This window comes from Ignavibacteria bacterium (genome assembly GCA_017303675.1).
Taxonomy (GTDB): domain Bacteria; phylum Bacteroidota; class Ignavibacteria; order Tepidaquicellales; family OLB5; genus OLB5.
The window spans coordinates 38,128-52,244 of the sequence record JAFLBX010000002.1; the positions used below are offsets into that span (position 1 = coordinate 38,128).

General features: G+C 36.9%; 12 protein-coding genes and 1 tRNA gene. 9 read left to right on the forward strand and 4 right to left on the reverse strand.

What is annotated here, in order from left to right; genetic code table 11:
• Nucleotides 1–488: 488 nt before the first annotated feature.
• Both J0M37_09365 and J0M37_09370 read left to right on the forward strand, forming a co-directional pair.
• Nucleotides 489–1,889 carry a bifunctional UDP-3-O-[3-hydroxymyristoyl] N-acetylglucosamine deacetylase/3-hydroxyacyl-ACP dehydratase gene (locus J0M37_09365; protein ID MBN8585293.1) on the forward strand — a complete coding sequence of 467 codons (1,401 nt, stop codon included), beginning with the start codon at nt 489–491 and terminating at the stop codon, nt 1,887–1,889.
• Between the two features lie 211 nt (nt 1,890–2,100).
• The gene (locus tag J0M37_09370) at nt 2,101–3,363 is read left to right on the forward strand and encodes a GAF domain-containing protein (GenBank protein MBN8585294.1); all 1,263 of its coding nucleotides are present in this window, start codon (nt 2,101–2,103) and stop codon (nt 3,361–3,363) included.
• A gap of 87 nt (nt 3,364–3,450) precedes the next feature.
• Here J0M37_09370 and J0M37_09375 read toward each other — a convergent pair whose 3' ends face one another.
• Nucleotides 3,451–4,170, reverse strand: coding sequence for a M23 family metallopeptidase (locus J0M37_09375; protein ID MBN8585295.1), 720 nt, complete (start codon nt 4,168–4,170; stop codon nt 3,451–3,453).
• Between the two features lie 40 nt (nt 4,171–4,210).
• Complete coding sequence (locus J0M37_09380; GenBank protein MBN8585296.1) at nt 4,211–5,464, reverse strand: MFS transporter; 1,254 nt, start codon at nt 5,462–5,464, stop codon at nt 4,211–4,213.
• Between the two features lie 151 nt (nt 5,465–5,615).
• Here J0M37_09380 and J0M37_09385 point away from each other — a divergent pair, with 151 nt between their 5' ends.
• The 6 genes from J0M37_09385 to J0M37_09410 all read left to right on the forward strand — a co-directional run bounded on the left by J0M37_09385 (nt 5,616) and on the right by J0M37_09410 (nt 12,540).
• Entirely contained in the window at nt 5,616–7,118 is a 1,503-nt protein-coding gene (locus tag J0M37_09385; GenBank protein ID MBN8585297.1) for a hypothetical protein, read from the forward strand.
• Nucleotides 7,115–7,828 (forward strand): nucleotidyltransferase family protein, encoded by a 714-nt coding sequence (locus J0M37_09390; GenBank protein ID MBN8585298.1) that lies wholly within the window; start codon nt 7,115–7,117, stop codon nt 7,826–7,828. Before J0M37_09385 ends, J0M37_09390 begins: the two co-directional genes overlap by 4 nt.
• 156 nt (nt 7,829–7,984) lie before the next feature.
• Entirely contained in the window at nt 7,985–9,805 is a 1,821-nt protein-coding gene (locus J0M37_09395) for a T9SS type A sorting domain-containing protein (GenBank protein MBN8585299.1), read from the forward strand.
• A 135-nt stretch (nt 9,806–9,940) separates the two neighbouring features.
• The gene (locus tag J0M37_09400; protein MBN8585300.1) at nt 9,941–10,762 is read left to right on the forward strand and encodes an SDR family oxidoreductase; all 822 of its coding nucleotides are present in this window, start codon (nt 9,941–9,943) and stop codon (nt 10,760–10,762) included.
• Nucleotides 10,763–10,806: 44 nt separating this feature from the next.
• Complete coding sequence (locus J0M37_09405; protein MBN8585301.1) at nt 10,807–11,949, forward strand: acyl-CoA dehydrogenase family protein; 1,143 nt, start codon at nt 10,807–10,809, stop codon at nt 11,947–11,949.
• A 30-nt stretch (nt 11,950–11,979) separates the two neighbouring features.
• Entirely contained in the window at nt 11,980–12,540 is a 561-nt protein-coding gene (locus J0M37_09410; GenBank protein ID MBN8585302.1) for a hypothetical protein, read from the forward strand.
• 108 nt (nt 12,541–12,648) lie between these two features.
• On the opposite strand, the gene J0M37_09415 is transcribed toward J0M37_09410, so the two are convergent.
• Nucleotides 12,649–13,113 carry a hypothetical protein gene (locus J0M37_09415; GenBank protein ID MBN8585303.1) on the reverse strand — a complete coding sequence of 155 codons (465 nt, stop codon included), beginning with the start codon at nt 13,111–13,113 and terminating at the stop codon, nt 12,649–12,651.
• Between the two features lie 142 nt (nt 13,114–13,255).
• On the opposite strand from J0M37_09415, the gene J0M37_09420 reads away from it, so the two are divergent.
• Nucleotides 13,256–13,329: transfer RNA gene (locus J0M37_09420), tRNA-Arg, on the forward strand.
• Between the two features lie 41 nt (nt 13,330–13,370).
• On the opposite strand, the gene pgl is transcribed toward J0M37_09420, so the two are convergent.
• Nucleotides 13,371–14,114, reverse strand: a complete 744-nt coding sequence (pgl, locus tag J0M37_09425) for a 6-phosphogluconolactonase (GenBank protein MBN8585304.1) — start codon at nt 14,112–14,114, stop codon at nt 13,371–13,373.
• Nucleotides 14,115–14,117 lie beyond the last annotated feature (3 nt).

Consider the following 14,117-nt stretch of genomic DNA (forward strand, 5'->3'; position numbering starts at 1 on the left):
TAGGAGTGGAGATGCTGAAACGAGTTCAGCATGACAAAAAATAATGTTTAATGTTACTCTCTATCAATCTGCCCATTTTTCCCCCTTGACATATATCATGCGCATATATTATATTTACCATATATGCAATACGCATATATACAGTAAAATTTACCCTTCTTATAATGAAAAAAACATATTATGCTTTTTTTGCTTAAAAATTATCGGTATTTAATAGGTACCTTGGATTTTTGCCAGTTCGTGTCTCAAATGTCTCATTTATACTCAAAAACCACCATTGGTGAGAAACATTACAGTTTCATACCGCAATCAAACAATATGCAGAAAAAAATAATATTAAGTTAATTTATGAGACAAATGAGACAAGAGCTAAATTTTCTAATAAATTTTTCAGGGAAATCAATAAGTATTAACACTGGCAGCAGGGGTAATACAAAGGCTTAAATCTTTACATAAAAATCTGTATTTTCGTGGATTATTAAAACAATATGCTGACAAAACAAAGAACTATTTCAAAAGCTGTCTCAATATCAGGTATCGGACTGCATACCGGAAATAACTCAAACATGCGCTTTGTACCCGCCCCTGAAGATTACGGCATTCGTTTCAAAAGGATCGATCTGCCTGATTCACCCGAAATACCGGCTGATATCGATCACGTTACCGATATCTCACGCGGAACCACTATTGCAGTCGGTGATGCTGAAGTTAAAACTACAGAACACGTTTTAGCGGCAATTATGGGTGCTGAAATTGATAACCTGATAGTTGAGCTTGATACCAATGAACCGCCTGTTATAGATGGCAGCGCAAAGCCGTTCATTGACCTGCTTATTTCTGCGGGATTCACAGAGCAGAGCCAGCCAAAGGATTACCTTGTCATTGAAAATACACTTCACTACCGTGCGCCTGACGGAACTGTAGATATCGTTGCCTTTCCACTTGATGATTTTAAAGTAACAGTAATGATAGATTACCGCAATCCCGCACTTGGCTCACAATACACAAGCATGTTCAATATGAGTGAATTCCCAACTGAATTCGCTCCATCACGCACATTCTGTTTCCTGCATGAAGTTGAAAATCTGTATGAGCAGGGCCTGATACAGGGCGGCAAATTCGAAAACGCTGTTGTTATTGTTGACCGCGAGTTATCGCCAGACCAGCTTACCGGTCTGATGAACAAGCTGGGCATAAATGAAAGTGTAGTGCTGGGGCAAAATGGTATCCTGAACAACACACAGCTTCGTTTCAGTAATGAACCGGCTCGCCACAAACTGCTTGACCTGATTGGTGATATGGCGCTCATAGGTGCTCCTATAAAAGGGCATATTATGGCTGCCCGCCCGGGTCATAAGCATAATATCGAGTTTGTAAAGATGCTCCGAAATCTTTACAAGCAGAATAAGCTTAAAATGAAGTACCAGGCAAAAACTTCAAGCGATGTTATATTTGATATTAACGCTATCAAGAAGATGCTGCCGCATCGTTACCCGTTTTTGCTTGTTGATAAGGTAGTTGATATAGATATTGGTAAGCGAATTGTTGGTGTAAAAAATGTAACTATTAACGAACCTTTCTTCCAGGGCCACTTTCCGCAAAAACCGGTAATGCCCGGTGTACTTATTATAGAAGCAATGGCACAGACCGGCGGACTTCTGATACTTAACTTCTTTGATAGCTATGAAGGCAAGCTCGCTTACTTCACTTCCATCGATAAGGCGAAGTTCCGTAAGCAGGTGATACCCGGTGACCAGCTCTTTTTTGATGTAGAAGTAACTGACCGCAAGCGGAATATTTTCAAGCTGAAAGCCAAGGCATATAAAAACAGTATCAATGGCGAGCTTGCCGCCGAAGCTGAGCTTATGTGCGCAATTGTCGATGAATGATATAAGAAGTTAGTATTAACTGAATTCACTAATTAAAAAAATCTCATATGAAACAATCTCTTATGATTTGCCGAAACTTTCGGCAATGTTTACCGGTTAATTTTTTTATACTTAATTTTTTAATGAGTAACGGGAATTTATAACACAATCACGTTATTATATTCTGAAAAGATATATTTATATTTGCAGAACTAATCGGGGGACTAGTATTATGCAGAACATCCGTGAACGCGAATCACTCCAAAATCTAATTGAAGTCCTTAACCTTAAGAATAAGGAGCTTCGGCTTCTCTACGAAACATCCAGGTTTTTTTCTTCAACCCTTGATATCAATGAATTATATGACAAGCTTTTTGATGTACTAAGGAACATTGTTGATATGCAGGATATGTTTGTTGCCCGCTTTGATGATAAAGAGCGAAAGATAAAATATATCTACCTGCGCAGCGTGCTGGAGGAAAAACACATTGATGTTTCAAGCATTCCCGAAATTCCGCTTGCGCCTGAAGGCAAAGGAATCCTAAGCGAAGCTATACGCAAAAATGATACAGTTATAATCAATGATTACCAGAAGCGTCTTGCGCAATCCAGTGTTAAATACCATATTACCAATGAGGGAAATCTCTCGGAAAAGGATATGGGTAAGGAGTATGTCATAGAAACAGCTATGATAGTACCTATCAAGCTTAACGGCAAGATACTTGGTTTTATCACTCTGATGAGCAAGAATAAAAATGAGTTCGGAGAAGATAACCGTCCGTGGATAGAAACAATGGTTAACCAGGCGGCTATTGCGAACAAGAACGCTATTCTGTACACTGAAGTAACTTCAGATGCGAAAGAAAAAGTAAAGCTTGAAAGCTCGCTTGAAAAGCTTTCAAAAGAGCGTGAGCTTCTGGCATATGAAGCTTCGCACAGGGTGAAGGAAAATATGAAGATTATATCTTCACTGCTTCAGTTCCAGGCAGATTATGTAAAAGACCCGGTTCATCTTGAATATTTTAAAATTGCGCGCTCGCGCGCACAGGTACTGGCAATGGTACAGGATAAGCTTTACTCAGCAGAAAATGTAAACGATATCGATCTCGAAGGATTCCTGTATACGCTCATTCCGTTTCTCTATTCATCCTTCGATATCAGCCTCTCCCGTGTATCTACATATGTGAATGTTAAGCATATTTACCTGCCAGTAGATAAAGCCATAACCTGCGCTATGATAATTAATGAATTGCTGAGCAATTCATTGCTGCATTCCTTCCCGAATAAAAAGAAAGGTAATATCACAATTGATATGCATGAAGACAAGGAAGGGAAGTATTACCTTTCTGTTCGTGATAACGGCATCGGGGTAATTTCTCCAAAAGGCAGGCCCCATACTTTCAGTATGGTGCTGGTTGGAATGTATGTAAAAAATCTTGGCGGCACTTTTGAGATCAACAGGAAAACCGGAACTAAAGTTGAGATACGGTTTTAAATTATCCAAACTATTGAAATGAAAAGAGCAGGTTATTTATAACCTGCTCTGTAATTTAACCCAACAACCTTGCGAAAAAATAATGAACTATTTCATCATCCTTGCCTGAGAGCTGTAAAGATCGTTAATGATATCCTCAGGTATCGGGTCACCGTCTTCAATTTTATAATAAGCAATATGTATATGCGTTTTCCCGTAGATAGCTTTTCTGCCAGTGCGCCCTATATATCCAATTTCATCACCGGCTTTTACAAGGTCGCCGGGCTTCACAAAAACACTGTCAAGGTGAGAGTAATAGAAAATTGCTTCGCTTTCGGGATCGAACAGCTTTATATAATTCCCGCTGCGCAGGTAATCAGCCCTGAACCAGGTGGAATAAGTGGAAAGAACAATTCCCGTTACCATTGCAACAGCAGGCACATGCCTGCCTGTGGAATCTTCGATACTGTTGGTATCTTTATCAATAATGAAAATATCATGAGCAGGATGGCCTTTAAACTCACCCCCCTGGAAGTAGCTGAAGAACTCATCTTTGTAATCTTTACCGCCAGTGCGGTAGGAATACCACGTAAAATCCTTCATCGGGAAAACCCAGTCGCTTCGCTTTGTGCCCGGAATTCCGTATGTTTTGAATTCCTTTTTGCCCAGCTTTACATACAGCATAATGGAATCCATAGCAGCATCTTCATCAATTTTCCGGTCACGGATAAGCTGGTCGGTTTTGTGCCATCGTTCAAACACGCTTTGTGAAAATGTGAATGTTTCAATGGCAAAAAGTGCAAAAACAAATAGTATTATTATTTTCATGCTGATGAATTTATTGATTAATTATCGTTCTTTCTCAAACTTAATCCAAAACGCCCGCTGCGATTTCTTCAGTAATTGTTGATTTATCTTTTTCTGATATTTTGACCTTATCTTTTGGCTTATCTGTAAGCTTAAAGTAGGCAAGAATGCTGCTTGCTGCAAGTATAACACCGCTTAAAATGAACATAAAGTCAATACTTGTTACCGAAGCTATAAAACCACTTGATAAAGGTCCAAGTAAGTTACCAAGCATAGTAAAGCTGGATGCGATTCCCATTACGCCTCCTTTTTTCTTATCAGGTATACATTTGTTAATGAAGGAAAATAGTGAAGGCATAACTCCGCCTATACATAGACCGAGCAGAGCGCGAATCGGGACTAACTCCCAAATTCCGGTTGTAACAACATGCAGTGCGTATCCGGCACCTGCTCCAATTAGCGCCCAGAGAAGGTTCCTTCGTATTTCGCGCCTGTCATTCAGTTTACCCCAGAAGGAAGATGAGATAACCTGGAATAATCCAACAACACCGAATATCGAGCCTGTTATTGTAGCGAGGTATGGGGTAGTTCCAACGCGGTTTTCTATGAACAAAGCGAATAAAGGCTGTATCATAGAAATTGCTGCAGCTGATATAATAAGAAGCAATAAAGCGTATTTAAGCCTGGTGTTGCTGAAAACAAATTTATAATTATCCCAGATTGCGCTTTCTTTATTTCTTGAAGTATTTATTTCCTTTACAAAGGCAAATACAAGAACTCCGCTTACAGCACACATAATGGATGTTATAAAGAACACATTCCTGTAGCCGAAAGCATCTGCCATCATTCCGCCTATGAAGGGTCCCAATAGGTTACCGGCGGCAGTTGAGCTTGCCAGAAAGCCGATCGCGTATCCTGATTTTTCCTTTGGAGTGTTGGAAGATACCAGCGCAAGCGCTGCGGCTATAAAGCCGCTGAGAGCTCCCTGTACCATTCTGAATATAAAAAGCTGGGTTACATCCTGGGAAAAACCAATAAGTAATTGCGATACAGCTAGACCGAAAATGGCGCGAAGCACCATTTTCTTTTTACCGACTCGGTCGCCAAGCCATCCCCAAACAGGTGTGGCAATTACTGCAGTGATGAATACTCCAGAAACGACAAGACCGCTCCAGCGCTTAACTTCTGATATTTCTGTAACTCCAAGATCTTTTACGAATAAGGGAAGAAAAGGTATTACCATGCTCATACCTATCATTGCAAGTAACTGCGCTGACCAGATAATGTAAAGATTTTTACGCCAGCTTACTTCCAACTTATATCCTGTTCTTTGCTAATATCATCATTATTTATAACTTATTTACAAAAATAATAATTCCTAAAATGGTTTTAAATGTTTAAATTTTGCATACTTTTTTATTAACTTTGCTATAAATTTGTAATTAAATAAATAAAATATAGATTATTTGTCCAAACAGAGAAAATATTTCGTATTTATCCTGCTATTTTTCATGTTGTATTGCTTTTTCCTCAGCTGGAGCTTTCTGTTCCAGAATGTAGATGATGCCTATATTTCTTACAGGTACGGTAAGAACCTGATGGAAGGAAAAGGTTTAGTCTATAATCAGGGTGAGTATGTAGAAGGTTATACTAATTTTTTATGGACAATAATTACTGCCCCTTTTACCCAGATAAAATCTGTTGATGTATCTATTTTTTCCAGTACCCTTGGACTGTTAATTTCAATGGTGAATATCTTAATGGTATCATTGATTGCCAAAATGTTTAACGGAAATTTGACAAAATACCTTAAATACCTTGTGCTTTTGCCGGCTTTATTTATGGCACTGGATGATTCGATAGCATTTTGGGCAATCGGCGGTATGGAGTTTCCGTTATATACATTATTTATTTTGGGTATCACTTATAATTATTTCAGGATTAATGACGGCAAAAAATACCTGTTCTATCTGATAGTTCTGCTGATGCTGTGTACACTCAGCAGACCCGAAGGAAATATGATCATTGTCGTAACACTTGCTCATATGTTCCTTTTCAGAAAACGAATAAATAATTTTAGTAAAGTATTTTTTACTATCGTTGCTGCATATGCATTATTTTGTATTGGCTATTATGGCTTCAAATATCTCTTCTACGGACAATTGATACCCAACACATTTTATGCAAAAGGTGTTACTGATTTTAAAATGAATCTTGTTTTGGGGACAAAATACCTGGCTTTATGTGTTGGTACGAGAATTTATATATTTTTATTTATTCTTTTCATTCCATTTAAAAAAGCATTTACTGATCTCAGGCAATCATACCTGGTAAGTTTTGTCCTTATCTATATCATATATATTGTGGCTGTTGGTGGGGACTGGATGATAGCAAACAGGTTCTTCGTACCTATAATTCCAATGCTTTATATACTCAGTGTAATTGGTTTCCTTAATGTATTAAATAAGATCAGTGAATATTATAAAAGTGAAATAAAAAGTATTAAAATAGCAAAAGTCACCTCAGCAGTACTGGCAATAGCTTTATTTTTATCTACCTTAAGTCTTTTGGAATATAAACAGCTCATTATTAAAGATAATAACGCCAGGTATGAAATGCAGTGGTCAATGTTCGGAAAGTGGCTTAAAATGAATGTCGATCCTAATACTGTAATAGCTGTTGGACCGGCTGGAAAAATACCATACTACTCTGAATTATACACTATAGATATGTGGGGTTTGAATAATGATTATATAGCTAAAACTAATTCAAAAAGGCTGCAGGCTGGTCATAAAAAATTTGATATTGATTATGTTTTATCTTTGAATCCGGAATATATTATTGGTTATGCCGGATTTACTGATGCAGATATTTCCGAAAAATATGAAAAATTCAATGCACCTGAAGATAAATATAAATGCGATGATGTAGTATTCAGACTTAAGCCTGAATTCAATAAAAAGAAATGATTAATGAAAAAATAACAGCAGCATTTATACTTGCAGCGGGCTTTGGTACCCGTTTAAAACCATTTACTGATACTTTACCTAAAGCTCTTGTCCCTTATAAAGGTACACCAATGATAGAAAATGTAATTTCTGTTTTAAAAAAATTTGGCGTAACTGATTTTTATATCAATACTCATCATTTTGCCGATAAGATGGAAAAGTACTTTTCTGATAGAATAGGAAGTGAAAAAATCACTTTGATTCATGAAGAAAATATACTCGGTACAGGCGGTGCTCTGAAAAATGCTGAAAAATTTCTTGAAAAAAATGAAAATTTTTATGTGTATAATACAGATGTAGATTGTGATGCAGATTTGAATGAATTAAGCTCGTTTCATTTACAAACTAAATCTATTGCCTCATTATGTGTTCAGAAACGGAAAACATCTAGATACCTTCTATGTGATGAACAAAACCGCCTTATCGGCAGAACAGAAGATGGAATAGATAAAATCTATGCTTCTGAAAAGCATAATATCACATTTTCAAAAAAAGCTTTTTGCGGAATCCATGTTGTAAGTTCTAAAATTTTCAAATATTTAAAATCCGAAAGTAATAGATTTGATATCATACCACTATATATGAAATTATTGACGAATAATGAAAAAATAAAAGTTTTTGATATCTCTGATAAAAATTGGAAAGACCTGGGAATACCCGAAAATCTTTAAAATAACCGCAACAATATTAATTATATAACACTTACAAGTATAAAAACATTCGTTTAAATTTTTCCGTGAAATTTAGGGCAGGTTTATTTGCATAAAATCGGGTTTTAGTATATATTTGTAACAATTGGGGGAATCAAAAATTAAAAGGAGAACAAAATGAAACTATTCAAACTGTTTGCAGTTTTGACTGCAATTATGTTTACCGGTGTTTTATCAGCTCAGGATAACATCGGATCCACACCGAGCACAAACACACCAACAGCTATAGAACAGCAGCGCGGTCAGTATAATGAAAGCGATGCATTCTATCCATCATCACTTGATGATCAGCTGAAAGCTGCACAGGTTTCAGGAAATGTTATGGAAATTAACAGGATCAGACAGGAAATGGACAGCAAAATTCCAGCTCAAAATAAATTTGAATCAAAATTTAACGTTACAGATGACAGGCGCGTAACAGAAGTGCCAGCTCCGTATAATCCTGACTGGTATACATCTGATGCAACTGTTCATTCTGGAAATATCAGATTTGGTGACCCGTATTTCCGTCAGATCGATATGAAAATGGGTGAAGACGGTAATATGTACATTGCTTTAAATAGAGCAGCAGTATCAGGTACAAATGGAAGAATTGATGTTTACAGATCATCAAATGGAGGCGCTACCTGGACATACGTTAATGGTGTTACATCAGCATCAGCATACTATGGTACTGTAAGTCTGTTGGTTGAAAGTAGAAACAATTCAATTGGTGACTCAACAAGAGTTTTTGTTTTCTACACAAGAAGCAATACAACAAACAATGATGATGCAACAATGAATTTTGCAAGCTTTAGAAGAGACGGTAATGGCTGGTATTCAGCTCAGATAGCTGCTCCGCCATCCGGCCAGGAATATTCATTTGCGTCTGCAGTAAGTGACGGAGCATTTTATTCATCTGCTACATGGGTTGGCGTTATGTGCACAGAATCAAATAATGCTTTATCTACAACAAATGCATTCAGATATTACAGAAGTGTTGACTGGGGCGCAACATGGACAGGTGTTACATTCTCTTCAGGATGGGATGATTTTTATCCAAGCGCAGAATTAAGACCCGGATCCAGTTCGTCAAATGATTCAGTTTGGATTGCAGTTGAAAGAAGATTTTCATCAACAAATTATGAAATAAGGATAATCAGAACTCCCTGGACACCTACTGCTTCAAACAATACTTATTTCGTTACTTCAGGGGGAGCAAATGTTAAATACGAAAAACCTGCATTAACAGTAAAGCAGAACAGGTCATGCGATTCAGCTTTGTTTACAGTAACCAGGAACGGAATTTCCTATTATTGCCCGACTGTTAATGGCGGTGGTTCATGGGATGTTGACTTTACATTAGGCGGTTCAGGTAATGGTAATAATAAATCATTTACATGGTGTTCTTCTAATCCAAATGGTAATGAGCCTTTTAACGGTATTTGGATCTCAAGTGACGGTGACTCACTCAACTTAAGAGTTGGCGGAAGAATTGGAAGCCTTGGTGCTACTGTTTACAAAAGAAACAGTAACTCAGCTTCAACTTCAGTTTCACCAACATGTATTGTTTATTCTCCAATATCTACAACCAGCTTATGTGCATTTTCTTATGCAGGCTTAGGACCTACGAATATTTATGCTAATCAGGAAGGTTTAATAACAGGTATCAACCAGAACGGAACAACAATTCCTGATAATTTCTCATTATCACAGAACTATCCTAACCCGTTCAACCCTGTTACAAACATCAAGTTTAACCTTCCTAAATCAGGTTATGTAAAGCTTGTTGTATTTGATGTAATGGGCAGAGAAGTTGCAACAATGCTGAATGAAAACCTGAATGCAGGTTCATATACCGCTGATTTTGACGCTTCAAATCTTTCAAGCGGAATATATTTCTATAAGCTTGTTACAGCTGATTTCACAGATACAAAGAAAATGATGCTAGTTAAGTAATCAAGTTCAGTATAATACAAGCCTCCGCAGAAATGCGGGGGCTTTTTTAATGGGAAAAACGGAAAATTTGAATTGAAATACTTAACAATTACAGGTATATTTATTCAATAATTTAAAAGAAAATTACATAAATCTATGAAACCATGGGCTTTAGTTTTAGGCGCATCCAGCGGGTTTGGCGGTGCTGTTTCTCTTGAACTTGCGAAGCACGGTTATAATATATTCGGTGTTCACCTTGACAGGGCTATAACCTTACCCGATGTAAAAAGCCTGATGAGAAAAATTGAACACACTAAACAGCATGCTGTTTTTTTTAATATTAATGCTGCAGATGCCATTAAACGAAATGAAGTTTTAGATGAAATTACTGAGAGATTAAAAGGGCATGAAAAAGGAAGTATAAAAGTTCTTGTACATTCACTTGCTTTCGGCACACTAAAACCATTTATTGCCAAAACACAGACAAACTGTATTTCTCAGGCTCAGATGGAAATGACACTTGATGTTATGGCTCACTCACTTGTTTACTGGACCCAGGGATTAATTTTCCGCAACCTGCTTGCAGAACATGGAAGAATTTTCAGTTTAACAAGCGCAGGTTCGCACTCAGTTATTCCGTTTTATGGCGCTGTTTCAGCAGCTAAAGCTGCCCTGGAAGCGCATACAAGACAGCTTGCATATGAACTGGCTCCAATGAAAATTACAGCTAATTCTATAATGGCGGGAGTAACCGATACCCCGGCACTGCAAAAAATACCCGGTGCTAAAAATATGATAGAAGCTACAAAGCTTAAAAATCCGCAGGGCAGATTAACACACCCTGAAGATGTTGCCAAAGCTATTTTAATGCTGTGTTCTGAAGAAGCAGGATGGATATCCGGTAACATGATTGGAGTTGATGGAGCAGAAGATATAATCAACTTCACGGGTGAAAAAGTAGCACATCATATAAAATAACGATTTTTGTTTACTTTTATATAAATATCTAAATTATACAGGTTATGTTCGAATTTGGATTTACTGAGGAGCAGATTATGCTCCGTGAAATGGTTCGTGATTTTGCTGTAAATGAGCTTAAACCTATAGCTCAAAAAATTGATGAAAATGAAAAAATTCCACCTGAAATTATTAAAAAACTTGGTGAATTAGGACTTCTTGGAGCGTCTATTCCGGAACAATATGGCGGAGGGGGATTTGGTGAAGTAGGCTATTGTATTATGCAGGAAGAAATATCCCGTGCATGTCTTTCAACTGCTACATTTATCGGTGCACATCAATCAATAGGTACTAATGCAATTTTGATTGGCGGTACTGAAGAATTAAAACAAAAATATGTTGTACCACTGGCTAAAGGTGAAAAAATTGGCGCTTTTTGCTTAACCGAAGTTCAGGCTGGCTCAGATTCTTTTAACGTAAAAACTACAGCTTCACTAGATGGCGACCATTGGGTTATTAACGGCGATAAAATGTGGATCACAAACGGAGGAATAGCAGATATTATTTCGGTTTTTGCAAGAACTCCGAAAGGTGTAACCGCATTTGTTGTAGAGACCAGTATGCCTGGATTTTCTGCCGGACCTCCGGAAAAGAAAATGGGTATAAGAGGAAGCACTACAAATGCCATTACTTTTGATAATGTTAGAGTTCCCAAAGAAAATATGATAGGTACAGAAGGCCGGGGGTTTTTAATTGCGATGAAAACTCTGGATGCCGGCAGACTGGGTCTTGGTGCAGCTACGCTTGGTGCTGCCAAGGAAATGCTGGAAATGTCTGCCCGTTACGCAAAAGAACGTGTACAGTTTGATCATCCTATAAGCCATTTCCAGGCTATTCAGTTCATGCTAGCTGAAATGGCTACAACAATTTACGCAATGGAATCTTTGATATACAGGACAGCAGTTGATTATGACCTAAAAAAGAATATCAGTATGCATTCCGCAATGGTTAAGCTATTTTGCTCTGAAGGCCTGGATAAAGTAGTTGATTATGCTGTGCAGATACATGGCGGTATGGGCTATTCCAGGGATTATCCTATTGAAAGGTTCTACAGGGATTCCAGAATAAATAAAATTTTTGAAGGAACTAATGAAATTCAAAAAGGTATAATTGCACGTGATGTTCTCAAACATAATGGTGTACTCTAGATTCCGGAAAATTAATAACTAATACAAAATATGATAAAAAAATCTGTCTTCTATATTTTTTTCTTTATGTTAACAGTAAGCCTTATAGGCTGTCTTACGGTTGAAACAAAGGAATATTCATTTAAGCTTAAAGACGGCAAATCAGGCAGCGGTAAGATAAAATATATAAATATTATGCATACTATGGATTCTGCTTCGACTGTTGAGGCTGAATATGAGGACCTGATGACTAATTATCTCAACGGCAGTAAACCGGAAGATGAAATGCAGGGTGTAAAAAATGTAAAGAAAAGACTGTTTGAAGAAGATAATCAGCTTTGCGGAGAGATCACATTTGATTTTGATGATATTACAACCCTGAAGTTCTTTAATTATAATCAGAAGGTGTGGACATACTCACTCGGCGGCGGCAGCCTGTTTGGAGGCAGTGAAAATTATTTTAATTCAAACGGAACATTTGGCGGTGAAAATATGCCGGTTATCTTCTGGGATGGTGATAATAAACAGTTTGAGTTTAAAACAACTGTCGCTCAGAATGATAAAAAGAATGAGAGTATGCTTGATATATGGAAAAAGAAACAAGATAAGTAATATTAAATTATCCTTCAAGCAGTAAAAGTATTTTTAAAAAGAGACCCGATTACCGGGTCTCTTTTTAATGGATGTAACTGATCTATCTGCTGCCTTCTAGGTGCATTGTTAACCGTTAATATTATTTGGCAATAATGTTTCCAGCTTTTCTATTCTTCGCCTCAGATCAACACTCCTGTTTACCAATTGAAATATTACAGCAGTAAGAAATAATATCAAACTAATAAAGAAAAACCCGATCCTGTAAAATACAATCAATAATTCGTTTAATGGATTATAAATATTCTTTACAAAAACTTCGCTTTTTGTTTTTTGATATTTACTCTCATCAATTTGATCACTTGAAAATATATTTTTAATTTTTTCTATCTGTAATTGCACTTTTTTTACATTATAAAGCATGTCATCAATTCTGCTGTCAATTGAATCCATGGATGCTTTTTTAACTCCGGCAGTTTCAAGCGTCCTAACTGAATAATTATTAAACACCGGTTTAGTTATTGAACCGCCTAAAATGACTATCATAAGCAATAAACCGGATACTCCATATAAAATTTGATAAAAATGCTTCATTTTTATAATATTTTTTATTTTTACAGCACTTTATATAACAAAATTTTAATCTGATTTTATCCAATTTAATTCAATTGAATAACTCATAAAATTTAGGTAAATTTGTATAAATAATGGAAAATTACTGTTTTTTCCTTGAAATGCACCCGTAGCTCAACTGGATAGAGCATCTGACTACGGATCAGAAGGTTTGGGGTTCGACTCCCTACGGGTGTACAAAAACAACAATCCCCGTGTATCTGCGGGGTTTGCTTTATTTAAAAATCTACAGCAGATTTATCCACTACCCAAAACAACTTCCCAAAAACAGGTTTTACATAATTCGCAGGATATTTATCAGCAGTTTCGCCGCCATTCATAATTACATTTATGACATTCTTTTTCTCAATACCGCTTACCAAAACATAAATAAATTTCGCATTGTTTATTAAATTGCCTGTCATGGAAATTCGTTTATTCCCGGTTTTAGGGTGTATCGCAGTATCGTATAATTTTTCTGATGTAAATAAACTTATTTGATCAGGAAAAATTGAAGCAGTATGCCCGTCATCTCCTAAGCCAAGGAGAATTATATCAAAAGAGGGGAGAGAGCCAAAAGCCGGAACATTATACTTCACTATTTCAGAATATCTTTGAGCTTCCTTTACAGGATCAGCTTCCCCTTTTATTCTGTGAAGCCTTGCCGGCGAAATATTAATATTTCTGAACAGGGTATTATACGCATTCCCGAAATTGCTCTCCGGTGAGCCTGGCTCTACACATCTTTCATCAACCCAGTAAAAATTTAGCCTGTTCCAATCTATTTTATCTTTATAATCAGATGCCAATAACTTATAGAATTCAACCGGGGTGTTGCCCCCTGATAGTGCTATGTTCAGTTCAGATTTTTCTTTAAGCAGCTCACTAATTTTATCAGCAAAGATTTCGGCAAATCCTTTAGCCAGGGATTCAGGTGTTTCGAATATTTTAACGTTATCTCTTTCCAGTTCTTTTGTGTTCATTCC

Excerpts from the sequence above, each read along its gene's own strand:
- J0M37_09365 (MBN8585293.1), top strand. The coding sequence starts at position 489 with ATGCTGACAAAACAAAGAACTATTTCAAAAGCTGTCTCAATATCAGGT.
- J0M37_09370 (MBN8585294.1), top strand. The coding sequence starts at position 2,101 with ATGCAGAACATCCGTGAACGCGAATCACTCCAAAATCTAATTGAAGTC.
- J0M37_09375 (MBN8585295.1), bottom strand. The coding sequence starts at position 4,170 with ATGAAAATAATAATACTATTTGTTTTTGCACTTTTTGCCATTGAAACA.
- J0M37_09390 (MBN8585298.1), top strand. The coding sequence starts at position 7,115 with ATGATTAATGAAAAAATAACAGCAGCATTTATACTTGCAGCGGGCTTT.
- J0M37_09395 (MBN8585299.1), top strand. The coding sequence starts at position 7,985 with ATGAAACTATTCAAACTGTTTGCAGTTTTGACTGCAATTATGTTTACC.
- J0M37_09400 (MBN8585300.1), top strand. The coding sequence starts at position 9,941 with ATGAAACCATGGGCTTTAGTTTTAGGCGCATCCAGCGGGTTTGGCGGT.
- J0M37_09405 (MBN8585301.1), top strand. The coding sequence starts at position 10,807 with ATGTTCGAATTTGGATTTACTGAGGAGCAGATTATGCTCCGTGAAATG.
- J0M37_09410 (MBN8585302.1), top strand. The coding sequence starts at position 11,980 with ATGATAAAAAAATCTGTCTTCTATATTTTTTTCTTTATGTTAACAGTA.
- J0M37_09415 (MBN8585303.1), bottom strand. The coding sequence starts at position 13,113 with ATGAAGCATTTTTATCAAATTTTATATGGAGTATCCGGTTTATTGCTT.
- pgl (MBN8585304.1), bottom strand. The coding sequence starts at position 14,114 with ATGAACACAAAAGAACTGGAAAGAGATAACGTTAAAATATTCGAAACA.